Source organism: Pseudomonas laurylsulfatiphila (assembly GCF_002934665.1).
Taxonomy (GTDB): Bacteria; Pseudomonadota; Gammaproteobacteria; order Pseudomonadales; family Pseudomonadaceae; genus Aquipseudomonas; species Aquipseudomonas laurylsulfatiphila.
In genome coordinates, this window is sequence record NZ_NIRS01000004.1 from 112,675 (window position 1) to 139,141 (window position 26,467).

General features: G+C 55.3%; 31 protein-coding genes. 14 read left to right on the top strand and 17 right to left on the bottom strand.

The genetic code is table 11. The features are described from left to right. Nucleotides 1-50 precede the first annotated feature (50 nt). The 8 genes from CD175_RS15195 to CD175_RS15230 all read right to left on the bottom strand — a co-directional run bounded on the left by CD175_RS15195 (nucleotide 51) and on the right by CD175_RS15230 (nucleotide 7,276). On the bottom strand, nucleotides 51-395 hold the full coding sequence (locus CD175_RS15195) for a head decoration protein (protein ID WP_104449528.1): 345 nt from the start codon (nucleotides 393-395) through the stop codon (nucleotides 51-53). After that, nucleotides 392-1,546 carry a head maturation protease, ClpP-related gene (locus tag CD175_RS15200; protein WP_104449529.1) on the bottom strand — a complete coding sequence of 385 codons (1,155 nt, stop codon included), beginning with the start codon at nucleotides 1,544-1,546 and terminating at the stop codon, nucleotides 392-394. The genes CD175_RS15195 and CD175_RS15200 overlap by 4 nt, the downstream gene beginning before the upstream one ends. Next, on the bottom strand, nucleotides 1,543-3,027 hold the full coding sequence (locus CD175_RS15205) for a phage portal protein (protein ID WP_104449530.1): 1,485 nt from the start codon (nucleotides 3,025-3,027) through the stop codon (nucleotides 1,543-1,545). The genes CD175_RS15200 and CD175_RS15205 overlap by 4 nt, the downstream gene beginning before the upstream one ends. Then, on the bottom strand, nucleotides 3,027-3,233 hold the full coding sequence (locus CD175_RS15210) for a phage head-tail joining protein (RefSeq protein ID WP_027923826.1): 207 nt from the start codon (nucleotides 3,231-3,233) through the stop codon (nucleotides 3,027-3,029). Before CD175_RS15210 ends, CD175_RS15205 begins: the two co-directional genes overlap by 1 nt. A gap of 52 nt (nucleotides 3,234-3,285) precedes the next feature. Beyond that, on the bottom strand, nucleotides 3,286-5,295 hold the full coding sequence (locus CD175_RS15215; protein WP_104449531.1) for a phage terminase large subunit family protein: 2,010 nt from the start codon (nucleotides 5,293-5,295) through the stop codon (nucleotides 3,286-3,288). A 3-nt stretch (nucleotides 5,296-5,298) separates the two neighbouring features. After that, a complete protein-coding gene (locus tag CD175_RS15220) occupies nucleotides 5,299-5,898 on the bottom strand; it encodes a terminase small subunit (RefSeq protein ID WP_104449532.1) in 600 nt (199 codons plus the stop codon). Nucleotides 5,899-6,365: 467 nt separating this feature from the next. Beyond that, nucleotides 6,366-6,812: a DUF1737 domain-containing protein gene (locus CD175_RS15225; RefSeq protein WP_104449533.1), complete on the bottom strand. Its 447-nt coding sequence runs from the start codon at nucleotides 6,810-6,812 to the stop codon at nucleotides 6,366-6,368. A 128-nt stretch (nucleotides 6,813-6,940) separates the two neighbouring features. Continuing rightward, nucleotides 6,941-7,276 carry a phage holin, lambda family gene (locus CD175_RS15230; protein ID WP_104449534.1) on the bottom strand — a complete coding sequence of 112 codons (336 nt, stop codon included), beginning with the start codon at nucleotides 7,274-7,276 and terminating at the stop codon, nucleotides 6,941-6,943. Between the two features lie 457 nt (nucleotides 7,277-7,733). Between CD175_RS15230 and CD175_RS15235 the strand changes: the two genes are divergently transcribed. The 4 genes from CD175_RS15235 (at nucleotide 7,734) to cas7c (ending at nucleotide 12,485) form a co-directional block, all read left to right on the top strand. Further along, on the top strand, nucleotides 7,734-8,096 hold the full coding sequence (locus CD175_RS15235; protein WP_104449957.1) for an NUDIX hydrolase: 363 nt from the start codon (nucleotides 7,734-7,736) through the stop codon (nucleotides 8,094-8,096). Between the two features lie 1,043 nt (nucleotides 8,097-9,139). Continuing rightward, nucleotides 9,140-9,808 (top strand): type I-C CRISPR-associated protein Cas5c, encoded by a 669-nt coding sequence (gene cas5c, locus CD175_RS15245; protein WP_104449535.1) that lies wholly within the window; start codon nucleotides 9,140-9,142, stop codon nucleotides 9,806-9,808. After that, the gene (cas8c, locus tag CD175_RS15250; RefSeq protein ID WP_104449536.1) at nucleotides 9,805-11,595 is read left to right on the top strand and encodes a type I-C CRISPR-associated protein Cas8c/Csd1; all 1,791 of its coding nucleotides are present in this window, start codon (nucleotides 9,805-9,807) and stop codon (nucleotides 11,593-11,595) included. The genes cas5c and cas8c overlap by 4 nt, the downstream gene beginning before the upstream one ends. After that, the gene (gene cas7c, locus CD175_RS15255) at nucleotides 11,592-12,485 is read left to right on the top strand and encodes a type I-C CRISPR-associated protein Cas7/Csd2 (protein ID WP_104449537.1); all 894 of its coding nucleotides are present in this window, start codon (nucleotides 11,592-11,594) and stop codon (nucleotides 12,483-12,485) included. The genes cas8c and cas7c overlap by 4 nt, the downstream gene beginning before the upstream one ends. Nucleotides 12,486-13,074: 589 nt before the next feature. Here the strand turns inward: cas7c and CD175_RS15260 are convergent. The 7 genes from CD175_RS15260 to CD175_RS15290 are packed head-to-tail and all read right to left on the bottom strand — an operon-like array spanning nucleotide 13,075 to nucleotide 17,711. Next, complete coding sequence (locus tag CD175_RS15260) at nucleotides 13,075-13,464, bottom strand: antiterminator Q family protein (protein ID WP_205886339.1); 390 nt, start codon at nucleotides 13,462-13,464, stop codon at nucleotides 13,075-13,077. A 4-nt stretch (nucleotides 13,465-13,468) separates the two neighbouring features. Continuing rightward, nucleotides 13,469-13,789, bottom strand: coding sequence for a hypothetical protein (locus CD175_RS15265; RefSeq protein WP_104449539.1), 321 nt, complete (start codon nucleotides 13,787-13,789; stop codon nucleotides 13,469-13,471). Continuing rightward, the gene (locus tag CD175_RS15270) at nucleotides 13,761-15,098 is read right to left on the bottom strand and encodes a tyrosine-type recombinase/integrase (RefSeq protein ID WP_104449540.1); all 1,338 of its coding nucleotides are present in this window, start codon (nucleotides 15,096-15,098) and stop codon (nucleotides 13,761-13,763) included. Before CD175_RS15270 ends, CD175_RS15265 begins: the two co-directional genes overlap by 29 nt. Further along, a complete protein-coding gene (locus tag CD175_RS15275) occupies nucleotides 15,098-15,598 on the bottom strand; it encodes a hypothetical protein (protein WP_104449541.1) in 501 nt (166 codons plus the stop codon). Before CD175_RS15275 ends, CD175_RS15270 begins: the two co-directional genes overlap by 1 nt. Next, nucleotides 15,598-16,380, bottom strand: a complete 783-nt coding sequence (locus CD175_RS15280) for an ATP-binding protein (protein WP_104449542.1) — start codon at nucleotides 16,378-16,380, stop codon at nucleotides 15,598-15,600. Before CD175_RS15280 ends, CD175_RS15275 begins: the two co-directional genes overlap by 1 nt. Next, complete coding sequence (locus tag CD175_RS31750) at nucleotides 16,361-17,212, bottom strand: phage replication initiator YdaU family protein (protein WP_240628989.1); 852 nt, start codon at nucleotides 17,210-17,212, stop codon at nucleotides 16,361-16,363. The genes CD175_RS15280 and CD175_RS31750 overlap by 20 nt, the downstream gene beginning before the upstream one ends. A gap of 1 nt (nucleotide 17,213) precedes the next feature. Continuing rightward, entirely contained in the window at nucleotides 17,214-17,711 is a 498-nt protein-coding gene (locus CD175_RS15290; protein WP_104449543.1) for a YmfL family putative regulatory protein, read from the bottom strand. Between the two features lie 168 nt (nucleotides 17,712-17,879). On the opposite strand from CD175_RS15290, the gene CD175_RS15300 reads away from it, so the two are divergent. The 7 genes from CD175_RS15300 (at nucleotide 17,880) to CD175_RS15330 (ending at nucleotide 21,318) form a co-directional block, all read left to right on the top strand. After that, a complete protein-coding gene (locus tag CD175_RS15300) occupies nucleotides 17,880-18,731 on the top strand; it encodes a LexA family protein (protein WP_240628991.1) in 852 nt (283 codons plus the stop codon). A 161-nt stretch (nucleotides 18,732-18,892) separates the two neighbouring features. Next, a complete protein-coding gene (locus CD175_RS15305; protein ID WP_104449545.1) occupies nucleotides 18,893-19,138 on the top strand; it encodes a DUF1654 domain-containing protein in 246 nt (81 codons plus the stop codon). 383 nt (nucleotides 19,139-19,521) lie between these two features. Then, nucleotides 19,522-19,971 carry a tellurite resistance TerB family protein gene (locus CD175_RS15310; RefSeq protein ID WP_060540004.1) on the top strand — a complete coding sequence of 150 codons (450 nt, stop codon included), beginning with the start codon at nucleotides 19,522-19,524 and terminating at the stop codon, nucleotides 19,969-19,971. Next, on the top strand, nucleotides 19,968-20,171 hold the full coding sequence (locus CD175_RS15315; RefSeq protein ID WP_104449546.1) for a hypothetical protein: 204 nt from the start codon (nucleotides 19,968-19,970) through the stop codon (nucleotides 20,169-20,171). The genes CD175_RS15310 and CD175_RS15315 overlap by 4 nt, the downstream gene beginning before the upstream one ends. 65 nt (nucleotides 20,172-20,236) lie before the next feature. After that, nucleotides 20,237-20,437, top strand: a complete 201-nt coding sequence (csrA, locus tag CD175_RS15320) for a carbon storage regulator CsrA (RefSeq protein WP_104449547.1) — start codon at nucleotides 20,237-20,239, stop codon at nucleotides 20,435-20,437. Between the two features lie 150 nt (nucleotides 20,438-20,587). Beyond that, nucleotides 20,588-20,860: a hypothetical protein gene (locus CD175_RS15325; protein ID WP_104449548.1), complete on the top strand. Its 273-nt coding sequence runs from the start codon at nucleotides 20,588-20,590 to the stop codon at nucleotides 20,858-20,860. Then, nucleotides 20,857-21,318: a hypothetical protein gene (locus tag CD175_RS15330; RefSeq protein ID WP_104449549.1), complete on the top strand. Its 462-nt coding sequence runs from the start codon at nucleotides 20,857-20,859 to the stop codon at nucleotides 21,316-21,318. Before CD175_RS15325 ends, CD175_RS15330 begins: the two co-directional genes overlap by 4 nt. A 270-nt stretch (nucleotides 21,319-21,588) precedes the next feature. Here CD175_RS15330 and CD175_RS15335 read toward each other — a convergent pair whose 3' ends face one another. Next, nucleotides 21,589-21,960 (bottom strand): type II toxin-antitoxin system RnlB family antitoxin, encoded by a 372-nt coding sequence (locus CD175_RS15335; RefSeq protein ID WP_104449550.1) that lies wholly within the window; start codon nucleotides 21,958-21,960, stop codon nucleotides 21,589-21,591. Further along, nucleotides 21,957-22,994, bottom strand: coding sequence for a type II toxin-antitoxin system RnlA family toxin (locus CD175_RS15340; protein ID WP_104449551.1), 1,038 nt, complete (start codon nucleotides 22,992-22,994; stop codon nucleotides 21,957-21,959). The genes CD175_RS15335 and CD175_RS15340 overlap by 4 nt, the downstream gene beginning before the upstream one ends. Before the next feature lie 244 nt (nucleotides 22,995-23,238). Here CD175_RS15340 and CD175_RS15345 point away from each other — a divergent pair, with 244 nt between their 5' ends. From CD175_RS15345 to CD175_RS15355, 3 genes are all read left to right on the top strand, one after another. Further along, on the top strand, nucleotides 23,239-23,451 hold the full coding sequence (locus CD175_RS15345; RefSeq protein ID WP_104449552.1) for a hypothetical protein: 213 nt from the start codon (nucleotides 23,239-23,241) through the stop codon (nucleotides 23,449-23,451). Then, nucleotides 23,451-24,563 carry a phage integrase Arm DNA-binding domain-containing protein gene (locus tag CD175_RS15350; RefSeq protein WP_104449553.1) on the top strand — a complete coding sequence of 371 codons (1,113 nt, stop codon included), beginning with the start codon at nucleotides 23,451-23,453 and terminating at the stop codon, nucleotides 24,561-24,563. The genes CD175_RS15345 and CD175_RS15350 overlap by 1 nt, the downstream gene beginning before the upstream one ends. Nucleotides 24,564-24,864: 301 nt before the next feature. Further along, nucleotides 24,865-26,229: a site-specific integrase gene (locus CD175_RS15355; protein WP_104449554.1), complete on the top strand. Its 1,365-nt coding sequence runs from the start codon at nucleotides 24,865-24,867 to the stop codon at nucleotides 26,227-26,229. Nucleotides 26,230-26,467: the final 238 nt, after the last annotated feature.

Sequence of the window (26,467 nt, forward strand, 5' to 3'; positions counted from 1 at the left end):
CAGAAAAGCAAAACCCCGCACAAGGCGGGGTTGGGGTAAGGGGGGCTGACTTAGCGGGCTATCACAAATTGAGCCGCTAAGGCGGCTTCAGCGTCAGCGTCGAAACCGGTCAAATGCACCACGCTGACCTCGGCCAGCCGCACCACAGCACTGGCGCGACGCTCCTCGGTCGACTCGCCCAGCGGCCCGTAGAGGATGCAGGCCGCCACTTCGGAGCCGTCGGTGGCGGCGGGATCGTATGGGGCAAACTCATTGGTCACCGTGACCAGCCCCAGCACCTGGCCAGCATTCAAAGCAGCACCTGCAGCCACCAGAATGGATTCACGAGAGATCTTCCCGGCCCCTTCGGAGAGCAGAAACTCGCCAGCGTGTAGCGTTTCGTACTTTACGGTCATGCTCGTGCTCCTTTTGCACTGTTGGATTGCCCCGCATGGACGGCCTGACGGGCTGCCCAGATCGAAGACGGATTCGGTTGTTTCGCCTGTACCTTCGGTGCTGGGTCCTCGTCGAGGGGCACGCTGTTGTCGATTTCGAAACCGTTGCCGCTACTGACGATCTTGTCGAACAGCCGCGCGCGTACCGCCGGCTCATCCAGCCCCGCGGCCACATACTCGAGGCTGAGTTCTGGCAGTCGTGCCGCGACACACAGGTCATGCACCGCCTTGGCCCGGGTCAGTCCCGCCAGGACAATCTCTTCGCTTTCAAGTTGGGTCGAACTGAGCAACGGCGCGACCAGGTTGCTGATCCCCGCCTCCGCGCAACGTTGAGTTATCAGTAGCGCCAGCTTGGCCGAGTCGACCACGTGTGCGGGTGGATCGTTTGGCGCCGGCTCCGACTTCGGATCTGGGTCAGGCAACTCATCGAGCTGGGCCAGCAATTCAGCTGGGGTGTGCTGGTAACGCTGCATTACCCCGCCCTGCCCCAGACAGGCTTTGACCTGTACCCCATCGCCCACCTCATCGGCCAGCCCCAGAGCCACTGCCTCACTGGCGGTCAACCAGGTCTCGGCGGCCACCAAACCTCGTAACTCCGCCTCATCGATGTCCGGTGCCTTGGCCTTGTAGGCCGCGATGATCGCCTCCATGGTTTGGTCGAGGACATCGGCCACCTTGCGAAAGCTGTCGGCATCGCCGGCCGCATAGGTCCATGGGTTGTGGATCATCAGCATGGCATTCGACGCGATCACCACCTTGTGCGCACCGCACACCGCGACACTGGCCGCGCTCGCGGCCAAGGCATCGATGCGTGCCGTGCAACGCTCGCCCAGCCGTGACAACGTGTTGTGCATAGCCAACCCGTCGAACAGGTCGCCGCCGATGCTGTTGAACGCCGCGATCACCGGTGACACGCCGTCATCGATGGCGCGCAGATCCTGCATAAACTGACTGGCGGTAATGCCCCAGGTGCCGATCTCGCCATACACAAAGACTTCGATCACGCGCTCGGTGGCTTCGCCACTGGCGTGCACGGCGTACCAACTTTTGTCCTGCACCGGCACTTGCTGGCCGGCCTTGTTGTAAATACGCGGAGGCGTTTTCTTACTCATGCTTGCTCCTTATCGTCGAACGCCTGAAGCAGTTCGACGAGCGTGCTGTAATTCAGACCTTTGCCCCGAGCCCGTTCGGCGTCGGCAGCGTTTTCTTCGTCCACCGTTTCGGCGTCGTAGCCGGTGCGCAGGACCATCTCGCTGCGCGAGGCAAAGCCCGCGTTAACTTCCATCGTGCGCGACTGAACATCCTGAACTGGATGGATATAAGCCCAGCCCTGTGGCACCCAACGCGTACGCAGGTACTCACGGCGGCGCTGGGCGTAGTCCGGCAACAACACGGCACCGCTGAGCACTGCCATGTCCATCCACGCGGCCCGCACCGGGCGACACAATTGGTGCACATACACACCAAATTGCAGCTGCTCCAGACGACGCCGGAACTCAGTAAGCACCACCCGCAGCGCTCGGTCGTTCACTTCGCGCATGTCGCCGGTGAGGATTTCGTATGGCATCCCGGCGCCGGCCGCCGCTGCCATCAACTGTTGGCGCATGAAGTCGGGATAGTTGTTGCCGGCATCCGGCGGAGTGGAAAACTCGACCTCCTCCCCTGGCAACAACTCCTGCATGGTTCCGGGCTCCAACGCCACCATGGGCGTGAAACCATCCGAGGCGAGGTTCAGCGGCGCACCGGTCACCGGGTCTACCGGGGTCTGAATGTCATCCGGTGAAGGCTTCTTGATGAAGCCGGCGAACAGGTTGGCCACCTCTTGGCGGAACAACACCGCGTCGTCGTAGTTGTCCAGGCTGCGCAGGCGCTTGAGCACCGGCGACAAACGCGGCAGACCGCGCAACTGACCTGGTTCGACCGGCTCAAAAATGTGCAACACCTGGCTGGCCGGTACGCGCACCAGTTGGTTGTAGCCACTGTTCAACGACGAGGCATCACCGGGATGCGAGCGGTACATCCAATACGCGACCCGGCGACTGTCCGGACTGAACTCAATGCCGGCGCGAATGATGTTGCCGTTACGCGCCATCTCGAACTTGTCGTGCGGGACAAACTCCGGCGCCAGCACCTGAAGCTGCAACGGCACCACCAGACCCTCATCGACGCTGCGCGGACGCAGGCGGACAAAACATTCGCCAGCCGTTTCCACCGTGCGGGCGATCAGTGCTTGCTGGCCGTAGAAGTCGGTCAGGCCATCGGCGTCGGACTCTTCAGTCCAGTCGGCCCAGAGCTCCTGCAACAGATGTCGAAGGTCATCGTCCTGGGTTTTCGGCCGCGGCGTGATGCCCGTGCCGATCAGGTTGCTGACCCGTTTGTCGATGATGTTGAAGGCGTAGGGGTCGTTGCGCACTGCCGCCCGTGAACGTGAGCGCAGGTTGCGTAACGCCGGAATGGCAATGCTGTTGAAACCGGCGTCGGGCGCATCCCAACTGGCAGAGCGACGCCCTTCGGCAGCCCCTTCATAGCTGGCCTTGATGTTCGACGGGATCAGGAATCCGCTGCGGCCCAAGGTGGGGAAGTGACGAGCCATTACAGTCCCTTGCCTCCATGGTAAAGCCGCACGATGCGCGATCGCGGACCGGCCGCTGCGATCAGCGAGCTACGAATTTCGTCGCGAGCCCTGAGCAATTCATCGATGTCGCGGTACTCGACGTTGCGATCGGCGTAGCGCACGATTTTTTCGCCGCGCGCAATTGCCTTCTCGACTGCATCGAGTTGCTGCTGGGTAAAGGCCATGGGGGTCGCTCTAAAGTAAAAAACAACGTGGTGTGCAATTGCGTGCTTTCACTCAGCGTCGTTTTTTGAGGTAGCCGCTGCTGGAGCTTCGACGCTGTGGAGGCCGTGCAATCGGCAGCGGTGCTGCTGCCGGCGTGGCCGGTGGTGGTACGGGATCAGCCGGTTGCTGCCGGGGTGTCGCGGGGCTGCTGATACGCTCAGCTGACACGGCTTTATCGCCCGGTGGCGCCGCCTGGAACAGAGCATTTCTCACCCTTTCCCAGTCGTGTTCCTTGTAGCGATTCAGCCCCAGGTAATGCGCCATCGCCAGGCTGTACACCATCAAGTCGAGGGCTTCGTTGCGCTCAGCCTTGCCCTTGACCCACTCGATTTTCTTGTAGCCTTTGACGTAGCGAGTCACCTTGCGCTCGGCGACGCACTGGGCAAAAAAATCATCTGGCAGGTCATTGGCAAAGTGCAATGCACCGGGACCGTCCTCCACCGGATAGCGGTTGTAGATCCAGTCCTTGGCGGTGTCGGTGCCGACGAACCACAACTCCACGCCCTTGCGCTCGGTCAGGCCTTTCCAGGTGACATCCATCATTGATGGCCGCTGCGCAATCACCGGACGACCTGGCTTGCTCGCACCCTTGACCGCGAAAATGTTGCGCCAGCGCCGCAGCCGGCAGAACTGGTACACCTCGTCGGTGTGGTTACCGCCGGAGTCGATGCCAGCGGCCCGGATCGTCAGCTCCGCGCCACACGGATGCGGGTAACGTGCCTTGAGTTTGTCATCGAGCACCGACCAGGTGCGGTCGTCGGCGGGATCGCCCCAGATCACCTGGTAGTCGATGATCCAGCGCTCCATGCCGGCGCCCCACCCGACCACCATAAACTCCAGCCGGTTGGCCTGAACGTCGACCGAGGCCGTGAGCATCAACACGGCGAACGGCATCGAACCCAGCCCGTAAGTTTCCAAGCGTGCCCGAGCCATCAGGACATCCGCTTTCGTTTGCTCTTGGGCGCTGTCCCAAACCTTGGCCAGACGGGTGTTGTAGAACACCTGCATAGGCTCAAGATCGCCGCGGGACATGGCTGTCTTGGCCTTCTCGAACTGTTTAGCCAGCGCGGCCCACCCCGTCCAGCCGGGCGGCGAGTACAACGCATTGAGGTTGAAACCGACGGTTTCGCCATCGCCCTGGGCATGGGCGCGCCACTCACCCTTGGCCAACATTTCGCCCTTGTGATGTTCTTCGATCAGCACATCACAGTCAGGCCCGGCGCACTCGTAGTGCGCCAGTTGGCAATCCGCCGAGTAATGCAGGCGTTCCCATTCCAGGACTTGCATGTGCCCGCAATTCGGACAGGGCACATAATAAAAACGCTGGTCGCTGGTCTCGAACAGATCGGCAATGCGCGAGGCACCCCTGATCGTTGGCGAACTGGAAAAGTAGAACTTAGCGTTACGGCCAAACGTACTGCCGCGGGTTTCCGCCAGCTCAATCGGGTCGCCCTCCTCGCCAACGTCCACCACCCAGCGATCCACTTCATCGCCATAGATGTAGCGGGCCGACAACTCCGACAGGTTCGCCGCCGAGCCGGCGGTGGTGACGTACAACGAACCACCTTCAAACTCTTTGGTGTCCATGGTGTTGCGCGCATCCCGCGAACGGTTCGCGGCCACTCGTTCGCGCAGAACCGGGGTGGCCTTGATGGTCTTGCCGATGCGCGACGAGACTCGTTTGGCCAACCCCAGGCTGGGCAGCAGCGTGAGAATGTTGGACGGCGCCATATGGATCAGGCCGCCAATCCAGTTCAAAGCGATCTGGGTTTTCATCAACTGCGAGGCCACCATGGTGACCACGCGCTTGCACGGATGGGCCGGTGACAAACAACGCATGGGCTCGCGGGCATACGGTGTACGCGCCGTGCGGTACTGCCCGGGTTCGGCGGCCCCTGCATCCCGCGGGATGCGCATGAACTCGTCAGCCCACTGATCGATCCAGACATCCGGCTCTGGCCGCAGCCCGCGGAAATAAGCCTCCCGGTACACCGCTGCACCGTCGGGCATTTCCGCTGACATGGATTAGCTCGCTGCAGTCAAAGAATGGATGAGGTCTGTCGAGGACATCCGTTCGGCATCGTCCAACACCCGGCGCAATGCGGCAGTGAGGTGCTTCTCGATTTGCCAGTGATCACTCATGGCGGCCAATTCGGGGGCCAACTGTGGCGGCATACCCAGCAACAGATCCCGCAACATCCGCCCGGTCGTGTACGCCGCCGTTTTAACGGCCTCCAACTCGACGTGGGCGCCGCGATTTTTGTGAAATTCGCTCTCGGTCAGGCGTGACTCATAAAACTCGCGGTAGGCACGAGACTCCTGAAAGTCTGGAATACCCTCGACAGTCATTGGCGCCTGCTGCGAAAAAACGGTTGATGGCTCGTATTCGATCTGGGGCCCCGGGGTATTGCCTTCCGGCCTGCGCTGTATCCGTTCACGCTCATGTCGCGCCGCCACATTGGCTTTGCTCGGATCCGCGGTGCTGAACAGCAATCGGTCCGTGGCCTCGACATCCACCATGCCGTCCGCCATCAGAACCAGACGACCGCTCTTGGCCAACTTCGACACATAGGGTTTCGACCAGCCTTGGCGAGCGGCGAACTCCGCTTTGGTGAGTGCTGTCATGTCCATGCCTTACGGTGAACCCGGCTGGGCCGAGAGTTAACCGAGTAAAATAGTCGGTTAACTCCTAGGTTAACCACCTCAAGACCACGGCCCGCCTGGCTTTCAGCCAAATCCATAGCCTTTCAGTCATTTGCTTAGTTAACTCTTGGTTAACTGCCTTAGTTAACCAAGCTGAAAGCCACGGCCCGACTGACTTTCAGTCGACGTGACAGTTGGCTGAGTTAACCAGGTTAATTCGTTAGTTAACCGCCCTGTAAGCCACAGTCCATAAGGCTTTCAGCCCAGTTAACCAAGGGAGTTAACCAGTTAACTAACTTTGGAGGGGTGCCGCTAACGCGTTTGCGCGAGTCTTATGCCCCGTGTTCTTTGGAAGTTGCCAGGGTCCCCGGTGGGTTTGGAGACCCTCATCCTGCGCTGATTGGAGATCGCGTTTAAAACGGAGGCAGTCGAGTTTGTGGATATGATGCTCATGCCGGAAGCGCTGCAATCTGGCGGGCAATCTCGTCATGAATCAGTTTGGCTGACCAGGTATGCGCGACGAGGTCTGTGCCGGCTTCCAGCAGTGCGGCATCACCCTCGGCTGGAATGACTGGCTGGTCGGTCAGGTCGTTGTAGCTGCCCGAGAAGTCGGAAGTCCCACTGCCGATAGCAACACGAGCAGCAGCGGCGTCGACACTCACCAGCACAGCCTTGCCGACATCCGAGGCGTCCGAGATGTTTTCCGAGGTGATGTCGCCTGGCGTACCGACTGCATTGTTCGTTCCCTTCACCACAGCCTGAAGCACTTGAAAGCCTTCAGTGATGGAGACAGGGCCACCGTATGGTTGCCAGCCTTCGGCAATAGCCTGAGCCAGCTTGGCCGTCAACTCCTCGGGAGTGTTGGCGACGACGGTTTCGTATTGGGTGTAGGCCATTCTCTAAATCTCACGATTGAGTGATTGAGCGGCGAGCGGCTGGCAGGCCGGCGAATCACCACAGTGGATGTGGCCTGTCATGACGTAGGCCAGCAGGAGCACAAAAGGCAGCAGCCAAGGGCAGCGTTTCATGGCGCCGAATCCGATTTGGGAAACTTGAAGTCGGCGAACCGATCAGCCAGATCGGCGATCTTCTTTACGCCAAGAAATCCGATGAACACACCCGCAGCCGTGGCGAAGTTCTGCGGTAAACCGAAGTACTCCAGTAACGGAATCAAGCCAATGGTGATCAGCGTGCACAGAGAAGCTTCAAGCAACGCCTGTCGCCGCGTGCCACCGCCGTAAATGATCCGCAAGGCACCGACCACGAATGACAATGCTCCGGCGTAAATCGTCGGCGCATGCTGCCCAAGCCACGCGAGAACGAGCAGCCATGTGTCTGGTTTATCGGGCATGTTGGTCATCCGGGTTTCTCCCTTTCGGGAAAGCGCAATAGATTGGTTCCAGCAGCACTTCTCAGCTCGGAGCGAAGGGCGTGGCGGAACCAAAAATAAAAAAGCCCTGCTCGCTGGCAGGGCTCATAAATGGGCACAAAAAACCCGACTCGATGGTCGGGTTCTTAAAAGGCGTCTCGCTGCGTTGACAGCAACACACGCTGCTATAAAAGCAAATCCATCCCGCGCGGAAAAGGATTTTCCGAAATAAAAGCGAAATTTTACCCAACTTCGATGCAGCCCTTCGAGGCAGACAGGAATCGGCCAGAAAGGGTCATTCGCGAAGGTCACATCAAAATCACTCATTCCTAAGGCAATCTGGCACTTTTTTGAGTTTGACGGGCTCTAAAGGTTGCATTCGTCGATAAACGCTCCTTGAAGATGACATTTTTATTACAATTTAATGGCATGCCTTCCGGGTCAGAAGATGAAAGTCAGAGCTACAGTCATATGCGAGAGAGATCGGCAAATCTTGCTCGTTCGCAAACCGAGGTCAAAATGGGCTCTGCCTGGTGGCAAGGTGGAAACTGGCGAAGCTATCGCTGGAGCTGCTGCTCGAGAACTCCAAGAAGAAACCGGGCTAAACGTTGATCAGCTCCTGTACATTTTTGAGTTCGATGCAGGCAACACGCGCCACCATGTTTTTGAAGCCTCTGTTCCAGAGGCCGAAAACGCCACACCTCAGAACGAGATCTTCGAGTGCATTTGGCATTCTTTGAACGCGTTTCATGATCTGGACACAAGCGATGCTACGAAATCAATCATCAGGACATTTCTACGCCGCCTTTAACCTCCCTTGATCCTTCTGGCTCGCGCACGGTTAATCGTCTCGTCGCATCATTCCAAGTGTCCGCAATGAGTCGGATACAGTCCTTGGTGACAGGCAGAAATCGGCCGATTCTGTTGAAAAAGTCGGCCACGGTTTCCGCAGCTGAAAGGTACGCGTCCGAGATTGAAATCTTTATTTTCGGCAGAGGTTTGCAGACGCAGATTTCACGCAGCAGCGTGCAAAAAAGGCGTTTTCACCGATCAATGATCAGGCAGTTTTGGATGACCGACTTTTTCAACAGAATCGGCCAAAAGCGGTCGGTGGACAGATGAGTCCAGCTTCCCGACCCCGCGCCACAATAACGGGAGGGCTCCGGTTTTTGTGAACGACTGGGATTGATTGCTTATCTGAAGGATGTTCTCACGCGCCTGCCGACGCAGCGGGCGAGTGAAATCGACCAGTTACTGCGGCATAAGTGGCAACCGGTTTAGTTACGCAAGGCGTGATGGCCGGACGCATACCGTGGTAATACGTTGCGGTGCGCGAAAACTGGAGAGTTTTCTTTATATCCATAATTGGACTATAAGATAAAGGTGGTGTCGCGCCCTGCGCGGGCGTGCGGATTGAAACTTCCCAGGGCACTACTGTATGCCCAAACTGTTATGTCACTCCTCACGCGGGCGTGTAGATTGAAGGTTCCTGTGGCATGAGGAAGACGACCATCCGATGGATATCGCACCCGACATGTTTGCGCGAATTGAACACCTACCGCACCTCGTTTGAAGCAGTTTCGGCCCCGTTTGACCATCGGAGTGCGGCCGAGCTGCGTATCTAGGTAACGCTTAAGTTCGCCTTCAACCAAAATCATCAGGCACGCGATCAAAGTCTATTCTTCCCTGAAACAGCGTTGAAATTCCGCTAGGACAACCTGCAATTACCTATTGGCGACTATACCTTCTGGGGGGAGACGCCTAATCCAAACTTAATCAGTAGCGAACGGTAGTTTTGGTAAGCAGAGGTCGCGGTCTCGCTGGCGTGGAAAGCAAACTGAGTAGGAGGGTCAGATGGCCTACGGAGTTCGATTGCTGATCTGGGGAGAACGCGCTTGTTTTACCCGGCCAGAAATGAAGGTTGAGCGTCTCTCTTATGACGTTATCACTCCCTCTGCGGCGCGCGGTATTCTTGAAGCCATACATTGGAAACCAGCAATTCGCTGGTCGGTGGATAGAATTAAAGTCCTCAAACCGATTCGCTTCGAGTCACTGCGGCGTAACGAGGTGGGCGGAAAACTATCCACAGACAGTGTTGGTAAGGCCATGAAGGCCAACCGCACAGACGGTCTGATTACCCTTATCAGTGAACACCGCCAGCAGCGTTCGGCCACCGTCCTGAGGGATGTCGCCTATGTCATCGATGCACACTTCGTCCTGACCGAAAAGGCCGATGACAGCGACTCTATAGGAAAACACCTGGATATTTTCAATCGTCGCGCTCGCAAGGGGCAGTACTTCCATTCACCCTGTTTGGGAGTGCGCGAGTTTCCCGCCAATTTCCAGTTGCTTGAGCCCGGCATGGGCGAGCCGATTGCCGATGCAGCGTTGATCGGGGCTCGTGATCTGGGCTGGATGCTTCATGACATCGATTTTGCTGATGACATAACCCCACATTTTTTCCGGGCGCAGATGCTCGATGGCCTTATCGAAGTGCCGCCCTTTATCGCGGCGAAGGCATGATCCTCGCTGCGCTCAATGACTATTACCTGCACTTGGCCGGGCAAGACAAGGTGCCTGTGTTTGGCTATAGCGAGGAGTACATCAGCTATGCGCTAGTACTGTCGGCCAAGGGCGATCTGGTTGATGTGCTGGATGTGCGCGACGCCTCCGGCAAGAAACCGAAGCCCAAGCGCCTAACTGTTCCTCAATCAGAAAAACGAACGCTCGGAATAAAGCCCAATTTTCTCTGGGACAAATCCAGTTATGTATTGGGCGTCAGTACTAAGGCAATTGGGCGCACCAACCAAGAACACCAGGCTTTCAAGACCCTACATCAGCAATGCCTGATTGATGAGTTTGATCCCTCCCTTCAAGCACTTTTGGCTTTTCTTGATAGCTGGTCTCCTGATCGATTTCAAGCGCCATTGTTCAGTGAAGAAATGCTCGATGCCAACTTTGTGTTCCGCCTCGAAGGTGAGCAATGCTACCTGCATGAGCAACCTGCCGCGCGACTTCTCAGAGCCAAGCTGCTGACGAGTTCTAAAAGTCGTGAGGGTTTATGCCTAGTGACGGGCCAGTGTCTGCCATTGGCGCGTCTTCACCCTGCTATAAAGGGGGTCAATGGTGCCCAAAGTTCCGGTGCTTCCATCGTCGCGTTCAACCTGGAATCCTTTTGCTCATACGATAAAAGCCAGGGCGAAAACGCCCCCATCTCCGAGGCCGTGGCTTTCGCCTACACGATGGCGCTTAACCATCTGTTGCGACGAGATGAACATAACCGCCAGCGCGTGCAAATTGGTGATGCCAGCGTCGTGTTCTGGGCCATAGCCGAGACTTCAGAGGAGGCTAGTAATGCCGAACGGGTGTTTGCTGACCTGCTCAGTCCACCCAGCGACGATGTCCGGGAAGCCGCCAAGTTACGTTGCATACTGGATGCTGTAGGTAAGCGCAGCTCCTTACGTGATCTGGGGTTACAACTGGAGGAGAGCACGCAGTTGTTCGTGCTGGGTCTGGTACCGAATGCTGCTCGCCTGTCAGTCCGTTTCTGGCAGACAGGCAGCTTGATTTTTTTTGCGCAACGATTGGCCGAGCATTACCAGGATCTACATATCGAGCCGGCGCCTTGGAAAAACGAGCCCGCGATCTGGCGCTTACTCAACGCTACGGCCCCCAGCCGAAATGGCAAAGCTAAGGTCGAAGATATTACGCCACAACTGGCCGGTGAAATTACCCGCGCCGTTTTGACTGGCAACCGCTACCCGCGAAGCCTGCTGACCAACGTGATCATGCGTATGCGCGCCGATGGAGATGTCTCCGGTTTGCGGGTAGCGATGTGTAAGGCAGTCTTGGTGCGCGACCTGCGACTTGGTGTCAAGGGAGTCAACGAGGAAGTGCCTGCGAGCCTCGATAGGGAAGCCAGCAACACCGGTTATCGCTTGGGGCGGCTGTTCGCCGCATTGGAAAGCGCCCAGTTCTGTGCCTTAGGCGCTATCAATACCAGTATCCGTGATCGCTATTACGGCGTGGCGTCAGCAACCCCCAGCACGATTTTTCCGATGCTGTTGCGCAATGCGCATAACCATCTGGCCAAGCTGCGTAAGGAAAAACCGAGGTTGGCCCATCACCTGGAGCGCGAGATAGGCGAAATCATAGATGGCTCCGGTACCAAATTCCCACGCGGATTGAAACTTGAGGATCAGGGGCGCTTCGCCATCGGCTATTACCAACAATCCCAGGCGCACTTTAGCCCTAACAGCGAAGCCAGCACCAATAAGTCGCCCGACAAAGTGCAAGGAACAGAACAATGAGTATCATCGCCAACCGTTACGAGTTTGTCTTTTTGTTCGATGTCATTAATGGCAATCCGAATGGCGATCCGGATGCTGGCAACCTTCCGCGCCTCGACCCTGAGACCAGCCAGGGGTTAGTCTCCGATGTTTGCCTCAAACGCAAGATCCGCAACTACGTCAGTTTGGAGAAAGAGAACGGTGCGGGTTACGCCATTTATATGCAGGAGAAATCCGTACTGAATAGTCAGCACGAATTGGCATGGAAAGCCTTGGATATCGCAGCTGATGTCAAGGATGGCTACAAAAAACTACCCAAAGACTTGGCGAAGGCCAAGGAGCTGACCGACTGGATGTGCGCCAACTTCTTCGACGTGCGTACATTTGGCGCGGTGATGAGCACAGGCGTTAACTGCGGTCAGGTGCGAGGCCCGATTCAAATGGCCTTTGCCACCTCCATCGATCCGGTGGTGCCCATTGAAATCGCCATCACCCGCATGGCCGTGACCACGATGAAAGAAGCCGAGGAGCAAGGCGGCGACAACCGTACAATGGGCCGTAAACACATCATTCCCTACGGACTGTACCGCGCCCACGGTTTTGTCTCAGCCAAGTTGGCTGAGCGGACTGGTTTCTCTGAAGACGATCTCGAACTGCTCTGGCGCAGCCTGATCAACATGTTCGAACATGACCGATCCTCTACCCGTGGTGAAATGGCGGCACGCAAGCTGATCATATTCAAACACGAACATCCAATGGGTAATGCGCCGGCCCATGTGCTGTTCGATACAGTGAAGGTCGCTCGGGTGCATGGTGAGACCGATACACCCGCCCGCAGCTTCGGTGACTACCAGGTAACTATCAACAGAGAGTCCCTGCCAAAAGGTGTCAGCGTACGTGAGCTGATCTGAAGGGGACGGTCATGGAAGATACCGATCTGATTTCACTGTTCGCTTTAGTAGCATTATCTCGACTGTTCCCGGCGGTGCGCCCTAGTACATGCCGAGCAGTTGTAGGCAGAGAATCTGCCATACGACCGAAGGGCGCTTGCTGCATGAATATACCGACCAGCCGCCAATCGAACAACGGCATATAGAGCGCAATGCATCAACAGCGCTCCATAAACCCTGCCTACGTAAGAGGTTCGTTGGCGCATGGCGATCCGCTTGTGGGGCTAAAAATGGTGTCCACTTAAATAGGTGGACACCATCGTCCTAAGCGATGGCTTCAGGAAGGCGTGTTTGCCGGACGCTTACGACTGCTCTAGCCGCCCTTCATGACAGGCAGCAATGGGTCCAGAGTGTGTAAAAACGCTTCACCAAAATTGAAGTATGCGCATCTACGTTAAATCTGAAATTTATCGGCACGTCAGGCATATGTGGATTTCGCGTAGAAACGCGATTTCCAGTCCGATTTTGAGTACCTGTCGCGCTCAAAAACGTTTTTACACAGTCTCGGTCGATTGCTGTCTTTCGCAATAGACAGCAATCGACTGGTAGATTAGGCCGCTTGCCGCATTGAATTGACAGCACAATCGATCCATGCCGCCCCTGCTCTCGCCAGCTCCCGCGCTTTCCCTTCGCTTATACCGTAATGCTTGCCAACCCGTACCATTGGCCATTTAGCACCGTAGTAGAGCCAAATAATGTCGCCCATTTGTCGATCACGGTGTGAGAGGCGCGCAACTGCGTTATCAATAGCGCCGGCCCATTCATCTGTAATGCAATAGCTTTTGCTCGCAGACACCTGCGGCATCGCCTGGCGCATTAGCGCAAATGTCGGTGAGATGTAGTTGGGAACGCCTGCCCCATCCATCCGCCACCATCCCCACTGTTCCAGCAGGTATTCGGTATCGCCCAATGGTCGGCCGGCTGGCTTTCGAATCATCATATTCTCAATCCCCTGTGTAATTTGATCCGCCGGCGCCGCGACGGTTGTTCTGTTGGTAGTACTCGGCCGGGCCAGGTATCGACGAGCCATGCTGGAGGGCTTCAATCTCTCGCTGAGCCTGCTGCAATTTGAAGCTCAATTGAGTCACCAACTCGTCCGAAGAAAGTACCAACCTGCTACCCCGAATAACCCAACCTGAGCCATTGCAAGCAGTACAAATCAACTCATAAAACAGCCCTTTCACTACGGCTTTGCCCTTGCAGGCCGGGCAAGGCTCTAGCTCTATCCGCAGCCTCTTAAAGCCAAGCTCCTGCCCGTTCTGCATGTTTTAAATCCTCGCCTATGGTTGATTCTTGAGTGGCCTTGCAGCCCATGCCACGTGTGGCTTCCAGCGCATTTCCGGAATCTCCGAATCTAACGCCTGTCTGCCCGTGAATACCCTTGAAGCCGCGACTGTCTAACATGTGGTGCCATCTCGTTAAGGCATCACGCTTGCGACTCATCACGTCAGACTGGATGTAAACCTTCACGTTGTGCCCCATCGCGTGGTTGATGAGTAGTTCACCAATCAAGTGGTCAATACCAATATCTGCCCAACCGGTGCGGGCCAACTTGCGCAAGTCGTGGCTGGTCCACGCGCCTTGACCCAGACGTGTGAACACCGCGCTGGCCTGACCTTCGCTCAGCGCTTTGCCGTTGCGCGCCGGGAATAGGTATTGGCCGTCATAACTGCGGGCGGTCTGGGTTTCGCGGTACAGGATCAACAGGGCGCGCGTTTGATCCGTTAGCGGGAGGTGATGCTCGACACCGGTTTTTGTGTGTTCGGCGGGAATGAACCACTCACCTTCCGCCAGACAAATGTGCGACCAACGCGCCTGTCGGGTTTCCCCGATTCGCGTGCCGTGGCAAAGCATCATCAGTGCGAGCATGGCATCAAGTGGCGCCGTTACCATGACGCCAGCGAGTTGCACCAGCAGCCCTTGCAGCTGCACGCCGCGCAAGCGGGACGGTTTGATGCCGACCTTGGCCTTGGAGAAGTCGTTGAACTTGATGCTCGCCATTGGGTTGGACGAAATCAGGCCCAACTTGAACGCCTGACGGAAAGCCAGGGCCAGCAGCTGGAACACCGAACGCACGTAATCGATGGAAATGCTTTCCTGCAAAGGCCACATGAGCTGGCTATCGAGGGCTGCCTTGTCGATACCGGTCAACGGTAGATCGCCGAGACGCGGCATCAGATGGCATTTGATCATAGAGGCACCGGTTTTCTTGCGCTTCCCGGACAAGTTGCGATCACGCGCCATGCGCTCGGCGTACCACTCAATCAGTTCACCGGTCATGACCCACTTGGAAACGGTCGAACCTTCTTCGGCAGCAACACGCAGGCGGACAGTAGGCAGCGCCGCAACCACCTGCTTGGTGCTCAGATCCGGGAATCCACCAATACGATGCCAGGAGCGCTTGCTGAGCAAGTACCAAGAGCCACGAGAACGATTCTTTGCGAAGCGAAAATGCAACGCCGGATGACTCGCATCACGCAGATCGCGGACATGCAATTTTTTGGCGTTTCGCTCGATCTCGGCGTCCGACAGCTTCACCGTCAGGGTTTTCACCACGGCCGTTCGATTGCCCATTAGCCCCCCTTCAGCAGAGATTGCAGGAGCTTGAATTTGTCGAGTGCTTCAGCATTGACCTCGCGTTCTGCCTCAACGGACAACGCCACTTCCTCGATACGCGCGGCGAGCTGTTTCATGCGCTGCCCCACCTCTTCGGCAAAGCTGATGACCTCGCCGGACAGCACCGCCAATGTATCCAGAGCGCTACCCTCAGGTTTCTTGGTAGTAGCCATGGCCGGCTTGGTTTCTTTCGACATGCTCACTTCTCTCTGGGGCGTGATGGTGATGGTGGTGCGCTGGAAGTGTCCGTTAACGGGTTCGCGAATGAGACCTGCGTCCTTCAACTCGCCCAGGCCACGACGTACGGCCGGAAACTGGGCACCCGTGGTTTCGGCAACCATCAACGAATTGAAAATATCGTGAGCACTCCAGCGCTCCTGGATTGGCACGACTTGAAAAACTTTGCGGGCGAGCGACGATTGCCCGGCGAGCATGTTTTGTTGCTTGGCGGCGTTCATCAGAAGCCCTCCTTACCGCGTTGAGATTCCCACTCGAATGCCACACCAATGCAGCCGTTTTCGCGGATGCGGTCGACACAGCGCGCACCAATGGCGTCGTTCAATTCGGCGGGAGACAGGTTGCTGACGATGATCGTCGGACGGCATTGTTCGTAACGACCGTTGATAATGCTGAACAGGGTGGCCAGCTCGAACTCGCTCTGCTTGGTCGCGCCGACTTCATCGAGCACCAGCAGGTCCGCTCCGATCACCTCACGCAAGATGTGCGCCTCGGACTCGCCTGAGCGCTCATTGAACGTCGCCCGGATCTCGCCGATGAGCGTGCCCACCGTGCGGTAGATCGCCTTGACCATGCATTCGTTGATCAGGTGACTGGCCGAGGCAATGGCCAGGTGGGTTTTGCCGGTGCCGACCTTCCCCAGCAGCAACATGCAGCGACCTTCCCGGCGATGCTTCGAAAAGTTGTCGACGTAGTCGGTACATGCATCCAAGGCAATCTGCTGGGCCGGATTCGACACAACGAAATCGGCAAATGTCTTTTCCGCGAAACGCTTCGGAATCCGGGCGCTTGATTGCTGAACTATCCGAAACTGACAGCGCTTGCGCTCGAGCTCCTGCATGTCGCGCTTGTTGCTCGCGCAGATAGGACAGCCAGACAGGTTGCCACCCTTGAGGATGACCGCCGAATATTCGCCATGATCGAAGCAGCTCGCTGGCTGACGGCCGATGACGCCGAATTTGCGGTCCATGTGAGCGCCGAAGTTAGAGACGGAAGGTGCCATTGGCGTTCTCCTGGGTGCCGGCCTTGTAATCCCGAGTGTCAAAGCCGGAATGGCGACTGGTCGGAAGTGGTGCGGGGATGATTGCTTTGTCGGGGAAAATCCCCGTCCATCCGTTGCTGATCGAAAGGGCCAGAACGGAATCGGGGGCTGGATGGTTCGCCAAGGCCTTGGCCTGTTGTTCGCAGCTCTTGGCGGTGAGGGGTTTGTGGATTTCCTTGCGATGCTGGCACCAGTCGGACCAAACCTCGACGCCGACGTTTTCCGGTTTAGCCAACAACGGGTCAAACTTTGGCGATTTGCGTGGCGCGTTTGCGCCCTGTTTCTCCTGATTATTGGTTACCTGATTGGTACCCTGATTACTGGTATCCTGATTTGTCGGAGATTTTTCCGACCCTCCTCGGATATTTTTCCGACCCTGTTCGGATTTTTTTCCGACCTTGCTCGGAGATTTTTCCGAGGTAGATCGGATTTTTTTCCGCCCCTCAAACACATCAGTGGTCGGATATTTTTCCGACCCGTCCAGCTTGCGATTCCACTCTTTGGCCTTCTCGGTCAAGCGAAACAACGAGACGTTTGCAGTGCTGGATAACTCCACCAGACCTGCCCTTTCGAGCCCTTTGAGAAGTCGATACGCGGTATCTGGCTTGTCGGTAAGCAGGGGCAATTCCTCAATGATCTTTGCCTTGGTCAAGACAAAGAAAATCCCGTTATCGGTCTTGATTGGTTTGGCCCAGCTAGGACATTCGTAGACAAAGGAAAACAGCAGCGCCTGTTGGGAGTTCAACCCCCACTCCAGCGCTTTCACTTGGTTGATCGCGATCGTGAACTGCATGTCAGCCCTTCCCGCTTGGCGTTCGGGCTGGGCGTTTCGACTTGTGCAACTCAATCAGTGCGGTCACCTCCTCGTGCCGGGCGGCCAAGTGTTTCGCGTGCAAGGCCAGAATCTCTGCGGCTTCCGCTGCAGTGATTTCTCCGTCCTCCAGCGCCAGGGCAAGAAACTGGTCAACGCGGCCGCGCTTCACAGAAGTACGTAACGAGCGCTGGTGCATGTCTACGTTGTCCAGCTCACCAACCTCAGGCAAGCGAACAAATACGCCGCCGTACATTGCACAGATGTAGTCCGGCAAGAATGTGGTTCTGGCTTCAGTCTCAAGCGTGCAGACCTCGTCGTCGGTTAGAGGCTTGACCCCTGCCGACTCGTAAATCCGGTTCTTGAAGCGCTTGAGATTCTCTTCGCCAAGAAAGTCAGAAGCGTATGCAAGTCCGCCAGGGAATGCATTGGCAGACGCAATGACTGCTTTGCGACGGGTGTCTAGCACTGGCGATTTCATCGTCTAGTTTTCTCTCGGCGCCGTTGCGCTAAAAATGGCTTCAGTTAGTCGCTGTGATGTCCGTTAGGTACTCAGCTCGGCCCAAGGAAATGAAGGACAAAGGGTTTCTTTCTTGAATACACCGTTGGTCAAGGCTTCAGCCCGTTTGGCAACCACCGGAGACATCCCGTGCTTTTCACGAACCCAACCGGAAACGGTGCTTTGATCCACCTTGAGCTTTTCTGCGGTGGCCTCTTGCGTCCCAAAGAAAGCAACAAGGTCTTTAAAGATGGTGTTCATATTGCCCCTGATTATGTGAATACCCATATCGTAGATCATAGGCATACCACTTTGCAACGATATGGGTTCGCCAGTAATAATCGGAAGATGGAATATAAAGAACGAATCAAGGCCGCTCGGCGACACGCCGGATTTACTCAGGCCCAACTAGCGAAGCTTGTTGGCATCGATCAAGCGTCTATTTCTGACCTTGAGAGAGGCAGATCACAGCGCTCCTCCTATAACGCCTCCATTGCGAAAGCGTGCGGAGTTTCGGCCATATGGATTGAGAGTGGGTCTGGCCCGATGGTTTCAGAAACCACCGAACAGTCCAACGTAAAGGATGTTGTCCAGCCTCAGATGCTTTATCGATATCCAGTGATCAGCTGGGTATCAGCGGGTTCCTGGGAGGAAGCTGTTCAGCCTTACCCGGATGGTTTTTCTGACAGGTATGAAATATCTGACTACGACTCCAAAGGACCTGCGTTTTGGCTTGAGGTTAAAGGTGATTCGATGACCGCACCTGCAGGCGTAAGCGTCCCTGAAGGGATGATGATCCTGGTAGACACCGAGGCAGATGTGAAACCCGGCAAATTGGTTATTGCCAAACTGCCCGCGAGCAACGAGGCGACTTTTAAGAAGCTGGTGGAGGATGGCGGTGTACGTTATCTGAAGCCGCTGAACCCAGCTTATAAAATGGTCGAGTGTGATGAAAATTGCCGCATCATTGGCGTAGCAGTACGTATGACCGGAAAGCTTTAGAGCGACACTCATGCACCGCCATTCATGTGATAAACAAGCCCGCACTAAGCGGGCTTTTTTTTGCTTCGACTCAAAAGAGTACAAGCGTGCTCTTTCCGGATTGTTGCTTTCCCTTCAACAAAATACTGTCTATCCACACAGAAAAAAACAAAGGAAGACAGATGAGCAATGGCAGCAACTCCCTCACGTTGAACACCTATGAACAAGTCGGCCGACGCATTCAACGCATGGTGTCCGATCCAAACGTGCAAAAGGTTCAGACAATTACGATCGCCAGGCGTGATGACGAGTCACCCGATGCATGGGAACGCGTCATCCAAGAGTTTGAGGAGACAGGTGGGATAACTGTCGAGCGGTTAGAAGACGACAGCGTGAGAATTAGCTGGCAGACATACGTCGACCTATAAGCGAAGCCCGCGATTTGCGGGCTTTTTATCGCCGACTATAAATTTTATGGGTTTACCCATTGACACAAATTATGTGTACACCTATATTTTATCCATATCGACACATAATCGACTCAGCAGCGAAAGCCGCGCCGCTCTTTAACAGTCAGCGCAACAAACAACAGTCCGCATTGCCTCTACCGACGACCGGCGAGCAGACAGGCCCGAAAGTCTGACAACGACAGGAACAACCTGTGCGGCTGCTCGATTGTGAAACGCCAGAACCGTGGAATGACCTGGCAAGCAATGTGCCCCGTTCCTCCGGCGGCAATAGGACGGACAGCATCACTGCTGCACCTTGGCGACAGGGTGCATCGGGATGTAATCCCACCAGAGGAAATACCATGTTCGGAATGAAAAAACTCTTCGGAAAACAAGTCGGCAACGCCCAGGCCGAAATGAAGAAGGTCGTTAACCGCGACTTGATGCAGGCCATTGTCGGTGGGGGCCTATTGGTCGCTGCGGCTGATGGTGAGATTGAAGCCAGCGAGGTTTCCAAGCTGGATGAGTTGATTCGCTCCAACCCGAATTTGACGCACTTCGGCAGCGAGATCACCGAAACCATCAATCGTTTTACAGGCCAGTTGAACGCCAACTTTCAAGTAGGTCGATTGGCGATCAAGCGGGAACTGGCCGACATCAAAAACGTTCCGGCCGACGCGGAGGAAGCCTTCGTCAACATTCTTGCTGTTGCCCAGGCTGATGGTCAGATCGAGCCAGCAGAGCTGGTGGTGCTGAAGGAAATAGGCATGCACTTCGGTCTGCGCCTGGCTGACTACGGTATCGAGGCGTGAAGTACGCGACAAAGGTTCTGCTGATCCTGCTGGCACTGATCGTCGGCTGCATGTTGCTGAGCAACGCAGCCTCACGGGCCACTTGCTTCTACTACGGCTTCCAGACTGACCGAGAGACCCGCTACGCCGCCTTTGTTGGCTGCATGGTTCTGGTTGACGGGGCGTGGTTCCCACGCAATGAAGTCCGCGTAATGCAGTGATGTTTCACTGATGCCGCTTCTTGCAAGGCGGCATTGGGAAACCCACTCACGCAAGGAAATGGACAATGCTGATTTTGACTCGCAAAGCAGGCGAAAGCATCAACATAGGCAACAACATCACGATCACAGTACTGGGTGTGAGCGGCAAACAGGTACGTATCGGAACTAGCGCCCCCAAGGATGTCCAGGTGCACCGAGAAGAAATCACGCAGCGCATTCAGGCGTGTTTGTCGAAGCCCGCGATGGCACCACCAGCGATCACTTAAGCAGGCCCTCGTGACACAAACAATGGCCCGGTTCCGATCGGGCTTTTTTACGCCTGCCTTTTATCAATCAGCCCCCTTCCCTGCCCAATGGCCACCAGCAGGTGGTCGGAGTGCTAATGAATACACCTAACCTACTCCGAGGGATCAACCATGCATCCATCATTTCAAGAGCGCATCGATGAAGTCGGTGAGCTGCTGCAACGAACAAAGGCCGCCCGCTCCGGGTTCTACAGTCGTATTGATCGACGAGCCCCGGCCAAACCGGTGCGCTACCAAGTCGTCGGCGGAAGCTTCGGCATGTATCAGATTAAAGACCTCACCACCGGCAAGACTCGCGCCTTCCGTAACGACTACAAGGCCGCTCACGACCTTGCCATGCAGTTTGAAGCCAAGGCCAATCGCCAGATTACGGTGGCGCTATGAAAAAGCGAAAGCCCAACAATATGCGTACCCGGATAGAGCGAGCGAGCCGGGCACTGCTCAATGCCAATCACGTCGCGGTGGTCCACATCGACCCCAGCGGACGCCAAGGGATGATCAACAGGAAGAGCTGCACGAGCATCCCGCCAGGACAACGCATGGCCGAAGCAGTCTGCGACGTTGCCCATCGCTGGACGATCTATGTCAGCGTCCAGTGTCGCGATCAACGCGGGCACCGCTACACCAAATCGGTAGAGGTCGCCCCTCAAGGCAACTATCTGGCCGCGCACCTCGAAGACGTGATCGAGGACACTTACAAAACCCTGGTCGCCGAGAGCAATCCGAATCATCGGGTCGCGTCGGGCTGGATCGCCATTCCCGCCGAAATATCGCTGACTGAAGAGCAAGCCGCCCAGGTGTTCGATGCTGTGGGTGTCTGGGATCAGCAGAGGGCTGCATGAGACTGATAAGCAAACTGGTCAGCGCACGGCGTCGGCCAACCTGGTTGGACATACCTGCGAGTGGAATCGAAGAGGCAGGCCATGGCAACGACCGTATTGGAGCGGAAGCAGGACGAGCGGAAACGCAACAAAATGTCCGAAGAGGAGCGACTTGCACGCATCCGGTCACAGAGGGCGGCGCCTAGCCGACCGAATCGAAGCGCACAACAGTTCACCTACGTGGCAATGAAATCGCCAAGTAGAAATGAACTTACTGTAAAACCGAACACTTCAAAGAGGTATACCACGCTTTACTGCAAACTTCATTGCAGGGCTAAGCAAAATGTCGTCAAGGACTTTTATATTACATTTAAGAAAATCAGCCGACACTTTGCTAAACTTCAGATACTCACTTCTAGCCTCGTGAATACTATCAAGAATAAATGATTTCCCATCAAACTCCGCCAGGAAATATCTATTAACTTTAGTTCCATTAGCCAACAACAAATCAAAAACAACAGAACCCTTTACAGATTGCCGATCCAACTCTTCCGATATCTCATCCAAGCACTCGAAAGGGTTATGAAAATTTGCTGCTAATACAAAAGCTGACACCCCCAGTCCGTCGGGAACTTGCGTCCTTACCAAATAGTCAGTTTTCATTTTGCCAACCTCTTACATGAAGCCTCAATGAGCTCAAAGACGGCGCTTACGATTTCCTTCGCACCAACAAAGTCCAATATTCGACTGGTAGTGCTAGGAGCATCCATATGGAATGACCTGTGGCGTTGCGCACTGTAGTACGCATAACAATCATTGATAATATCCGTTAGTTTCTCACCAACATGAGCCGCCTGATCAGGACCTAATTTGCCATCTCTGAAATAGTCACTAAAGGTTGACCGTGCAGCCGGCCGAAAATTCCCTAGTATCAAGAGATCTTTGATGAACCCCTCTAATCCGCGTAGCGCAGGAAACGCCACACAGGAGTAATCCTCGACAGGCAAATCAATTTTTGTCAACGTGAAAGCAGAGCTTAGCTGAATTCGCACAGCATCACTTATACTTGTGTGTGCAACAGGTAAAACTGCTTGCAACCCATCCTTAACTTGCTCAACAGTTAAATCAACACCATATATCTTTGCTTGACTCTTAATTACATCTTCCAGCGAAAGCACCGAACCGAGATAATCTGTTATCAAGGATGCAAGATTTCGATACTTACCCTGAAACTGTACTGTTCCGATTTTAAAATGCTTTATTACTAAACTATCACCAAGACTTCCAACGACGCGATACATTCTGCACGTTGTACCACCATCAACCTCACTTACTTCAGCCCCTGCCTCAGACAAAAAATCTAATATAGCCGCCACGTGTTCAGCAGGAAATTTCGGCAGAGAAACATTCAAATTTGCAGGTGTAGGGATAACGCACTCAGCAAGCATTTTATCTGCGTAAAAAGCGAAAGTATCAGGACAGTGACCAGCAGCCTTACCGAGTGAAAATACTCCGCCTGATACTGGAAAAATCTTCATAAGAAATACATTATCTTTCACATTAAAGCGGAGATGATGCTCTTTTTCATTCTTCTTTTCGAGAACTGCATTGGACCCGCCATGCCGCTCGATACATGGAGTAATACTTTCAAAATTAAGATTTAGGTCTTTATATTTCTTAGCTTCAGACTTACTCATTTATAAAATATTCCATCCATAGGAGCGCAGATACTACTCGATTCTGATGATGGCGAAAAGCCTCTGTCATTCCCACTACGATCCACTCGTCAGAATCTCTCCAGATACTGATAGTTCACTTTTGCCTTTTTGTAAAAAAACGAGCCGGCCATCTCCCGTGGAACGGATGCAGCAACCAAAACTTACCCACACACTCCCCCCCTCAAAGTCAGCCGCTATAGCGGCAAAGGACAGGTTTTGCCCAATGAAAAAAGAACTGATCAAGATCAGCGAGTTTCAGCGCCGGCGCTGGGGCGAGAACGGGACCCCGCAATGCCCCCAAGCGATTCGCAACCATATCCGTAACGGCATAGTCCCCGGCGAGCAGATCGGCAAACTCTGGTACGTTGACTGGGCCGCATTCAGCCGGTCGAACGGCAACGACCTGGTGGCAATGGTATTGAAAGGAGCAGCATGATGGCCCCTCGGCCGCGCAATACTGCGAACAAGAACCTCCCGCAGAACCTCTACTTCGATGCGCGGCGCTCGACATTTCGCTACCGTCGGCCTACCGACGGGAAGTGGTTCCAGTTCGGAACTGATCGTATCAAAGCGATCGACGCAGCGAAGCAGTTGAACCTAGAGTTTATGCGTGGCGCTGACCTGGTCGGCGCCGTGCTGAGCACATCAACCGAATCGTTTGCTGGATTCCTCGATACCTACGAGTGCAACGTCCTGCCACCACGCGAGCTCGCTAAGGGCACGCTGGGCCTATACGCGGTGCACTTCAGGCGTTTCCGCAAGCAATTCGAGGGCAAGGCGGTCGACCAGATCACGATCCGCATGATCGCGGAGATGTTGGACACCCTCACCCCGCGCACAGCCAACCAGTGCAGAGCCCTGCTGATCGACATCTTCAACCACGCCGCGGCCAAGGGCTTATGCCCGGACAACCCTGCGGCCAGCACGATCAACCGCATCGAGAAGAAGCAACGCAAACGCCACACCGTGGACGGCCTGAAGGCCATCAGGGAGAAAGCGCCTGTCTGGCTACAGAACGCCATCGACTTGGCCTTGATCACCGCCCAGCGCCGCACCGACATCCTCGACATGCGCTTCGACGGCATTCGGGAGGGATACCTGTATGTGGTCCAAAAGAAGACGGCGAAGGCCAGCGATGCGGCGTGGATTCGCTTTCGGGTAACCGCCGAACTGCAGTCCGTTATCAGTCGATGCCGTGACGACACTGCTTCGCCGTACCTGGTGCATCGAAAGCCTGATCGCCTGAAACAGAAGCAGGCGCAGACCAAGGACCACTGGACGAAGGTTGAGGAGCGGTATTTGACGCGAGCATTCAAGGAGGCCAGGGGGGCGGCGAACTGTTACCCAGGATGGAAGGAAGAAGAGATGCCGGGCTTCCACGAAGTGCGAGCACTGTCGCTGCACCTGTACAAAAAAGCCGGAAAGGATGGGCAGAAAATCGCTGGCCATGCGAGTGAAGGCATGACCAAAAACTACCAGCGGGACCACCAGGAAATCATTTGGTCAGAGGCAATTCCGGACCTAAATATCAGCGAAATCACCGGGTAGTTTTGCGCCAGTTTTGCGCGGGTTTTGCGCAGGCACAAAAAAGCCGATCTATCTGATCGGCTTAAGTGTCTGATTTTACTCAGGAATAATGGTCGGGACGGAGTGATTCGAACACTCTACCCCTAGCACCCCATAAAGGTGATTTTCAATCCAAAGCATTCCAGGCCAATCCAAACAACCGAGCTACAAACCCCATAGTTACTGGGATTATTTGGTTTTTTTGTCCGATAGCATCCGATAGAATCTCGTTACAGCCAATCTCAATTGGCAACCAATTGGCAACGGGATAGACGGGTAGACAATGGCGAAGATCACCGACAGGCAAATGACGGCCAAACCTGTTAGCAGCGATAAATGGCTGAGCGACGTTGCCATCTGGGGACATGGCAGCTTGGTCGCACGCATCACGCCCAGCGGTGAGCGTCTTTTCTATTTCCGCTACTCAAATAGCAACGGCGAGCGTGTCACCTACCCAATTGGTACCTATAGCCGCGATGGACTGGAAGGCACTATGACGCTTGCTGAGGCAGGCCAGCGAGCCAAAGAGCTTGCTGGCCTGCATAAGGCTGGCACCCGTGATATTCGGGAACATTTGGCAGCCGAGGAAGCGTCCCGCATTGCAGCGCGCGATGCCGAGATAGCCCGCTTAGCTTCAGAAAAGGTCGCTATAGAAGCCGAACAGGCTCGGCAGGTCGCGAGAAAAAGCGTTAGAGAGCTATTCGAGCATTGGGCCAAGGTTGACCTGATTAACCGCAAAGATAAGGGCGCAGAGGTACGTCGTATGTTTGAAAAAGACGTCCTGCCTTTCTTGGGTAATTTAGCTGTCGCAGACGTAAAAAAGGGTCATATCACAGAGGTAACTGACTCCATGCTTGCCCGGGGAGTAAACCGCGCGGCCAAAATAGCCTTTTCACTTATGCGCCAGATGTTCCGCTTTGCAGTGGATCGCGACCTGATCGAGTACGACCCTAGCGCCAGCATTCGAAAAGCCAAGATCGGCGGCAAGGATGTCGAACGCGACAGAGTGTTGAGTGATGAGGAAATTCGAACTCTGGCCAAACTGACCCCCGACGCCGGCCTGCTACCATCTACTGAAGCAGCAATCTGGATTGCACTATCAACCTGTTGCCGCATAGGAGAACTGCTCGGCGCACGCTGGGAACATCTTAATCTAAAGCAAAGCACCTGGCTCATTCCTGCCGAAAACAGCAAGAACGGCAAACCGCACAACATCATGCTCTCGTCGTTTTCCGTTCAACAGTTCGAGCGCGTACAACGTCTTAATCGAACATCCGCTTGGTGCTACCCCAACACTGACGACAGCGGGCCGGTCTGCTCCAAAACCGTCACCAAACAACTAGGTGATAGGCAGCGCCAACCCGGCCAAGGTGTCATGACCAACCGGAGTGCCAAAGCAAAAGCCCTACTCCTTACTGGCGGAAAATGGACCCCGCACGACTTGAGGCGAACAGGCGCCACTATCATGACCGCCCTAGGCGTACTACCAGAAGTAGCTGAGCGATGCCTAAATCACACTGAAGAGAACAAGGTTAAACGCATCTACCAGCGCCATAGCTATACGAAAGAAATGGCAGATGCCTGGTATCGTCTTGGAGATCATTTAGGCCAATTAACGTCCGTCAACACAGAACCACAGTCAATGTAGTCGAACCCTCCGCATGAAGCCGCTGTGCGGTCCAACGGAAGCACTTGCAGCCGCTTCGCTCTTGGGGCGGTACGACCATCCGAATTGGCTGCGGATTCACCCGACGAACGCAGCACACTAAGACTTTGGGTAGCCAGGAGGAGTGTTGCAGATGGAGCAGACCCTTGGCCAGCAGAAGGCGCTGATGTGTAATATGAATAGCCTGAGGCTATTCATTTCGTATATTTGCCCTGATCAG

Coding starts and splice junctions, on each gene's coding strand:
- CD175_RS15260 (WP_205886339.1), bottom strand. CDS start 13,464: ATGATGATTCGAAAGCCAGCCGGCCGACCATTGGGCGATACCGAATAC.
- CD175_RS15225 (WP_104449533.1), bottom strand. CDS start 6,812: ATGGCCTACACCCAATACGAAACCGTCGTCGCCAACACTCCCGAGGAG.
- CD175_RS15305 (WP_104449545.1), top strand. CDS start 18,893: ATGAGCAATGGCAGCAACTCCCTCACGTTGAACACCTATGAACAAGTC.
- CD175_RS15355 (WP_104449554.1), top strand. CDS start 24,865: ATGGCGAAGATCACCGACAGGCAAATGACGGCCAAACCTGTTAGCAGC.
- CD175_RS31750 (WP_240628989.1), bottom strand. CDS start 17,212: ATGCAGTTCACGATCGCGATCAACCAAGTGAAAGCGCTGGAGTGGGGG.
- CD175_RS15330 (WP_104449549.1), top strand. CDS start 20,857: ATGAAAAAGCGAAAGCCCAACAATATGCGTACCCGGATAGAGCGAGCG.
- CD175_RS15220 (WP_104449532.1), bottom strand. CDS start 5,898: ATGACAGCACTCACCAAAGCGGAGTTCGCCGCTCGCCAAGGCTGGTCG.
- csrA (WP_104449547.1), top strand. CDS start 20,237: ATGCTGATTTTGACTCGCAAAGCAGGCGAAAGCATCAACATAGGCAAC.
- CD175_RS15340 (WP_104449551.1), bottom strand. CDS start 22,994: ATGAGTAAGTCTGAAGCTAAGAAATATAAAGACCTAAATCTTAATTTT.
- CD175_RS15265 (WP_104449539.1), bottom strand. CDS start 13,789: ATGCAGAACGGGCAGGAGCTTGGCTTTAAGAGGCTGCGGATAGAGCTA.
- CD175_RS15215 (WP_104449531.1), bottom strand. CDS start 5,295: ATGTCAGCGGAAATGCCCGACGGTGCAGCGGTGTACCGGGAGGCTTAT.
- CD175_RS15200 (WP_104449529.1), bottom strand. CDS start 1,546: ATGAGTAAGAAAACGCCTCCGCGTATTTACAACAAGGCCGGCCAGCAA.
- CD175_RS15345 (WP_104449552.1), top strand. CDS start 23,239: ATGAAAAAAGAACTGATCAAGATCAGCGAGTTTCAGCGCCGGCGCTGG.
- CD175_RS15275 (WP_104449541.1), bottom strand. CDS start 15,598: ATGAACGCCGCCAAGCAACAAAACATGCTCGCCGGGCAATCGTCGCTC.
- CD175_RS15270 (WP_104449540.1), bottom strand. CDS start 15,098: ATGGGCAATCGAACGGCCGTGGTGAAAACCCTGACGGTGAAGCTGTCG.
- CD175_RS15335 (WP_104449550.1), bottom strand. CDS start 21,960: ATGAAAACTGACTATTTGGTAAGGACGCAAGTTCCCGACGGACTGGGG.
- CD175_RS15350 (WP_104449553.1), top strand. CDS start 23,451: ATGGCCCCTCGGCCGCGCAATACTGCGAACAAGAACCTCCCGCAGAAC.
- CD175_RS15310 (WP_060540004.1), top strand. CDS start 19,522: ATGTTCGGAATGAAAAAACTCTTCGGAAAACAAGTCGGCAACGCCCAG.
- CD175_RS15280 (WP_104449542.1), bottom strand. CDS start 16,380: ATGGCACCTTCCGTCTCTAACTTCGGCGCTCACATGGACCGCAAATTC.
- CD175_RS15195 (WP_104449528.1), bottom strand. CDS start 395: ATGACCGTAAAGTACGAAACGCTACACGCTGGCGAGTTTCTGCTCTCC.
- CD175_RS15205 (WP_104449530.1), bottom strand. CDS start 3,027: ATGGCTCGTCACTTCCCCACCTTGGGCCGCAGCGGATTCCTGATCCCG.
- cas8c (WP_104449536.1), top strand. CDS start 9,805: ATGATCCTCGCTGCGCTCAATGACTATTACCTGCACTTGGCCGGGCAA.
- cas7c (WP_104449537.1), top strand. CDS start 11,592: ATGAGTATCATCGCCAACCGTTACGAGTTTGTCTTTTTGTTCGATGTC.
- CD175_RS15230 (WP_104449534.1), bottom strand. CDS start 7,276: ATGACCAACATGCCCGATAAACCAGACACATGGCTGCTCGTTCTCGCG.
- CD175_RS15290 (WP_104449543.1), bottom strand. CDS start 17,711: ATGAAATCGCCAGTGCTAGACACCCGTCGCAAAGCAGTCATTGCGTCT.
- CD175_RS15235 (WP_104449957.1), top strand. CDS start 7,734: ATGAAAGTCAGAGCTACAGTCATATGCGAGAGAGATCGGCAAATCTTG.
- CD175_RS15325 (WP_104449548.1), top strand. CDS start 20,588: ATGCATCCATCATTTCAAGAGCGCATCGATGAAGTCGGTGAGCTGCTG.
- cas5c (WP_104449535.1), top strand. CDS start 9,140: ATGGCCTACGGAGTTCGATTGCTGATCTGGGGAGAACGCGCTTGTTTT.
- CD175_RS15210 (WP_027923826.1), bottom strand. CDS start 3,233: ATGGCCTTTACCCAGCAGCAACTCGATGCAGTCGAGAAGGCAATTGCG.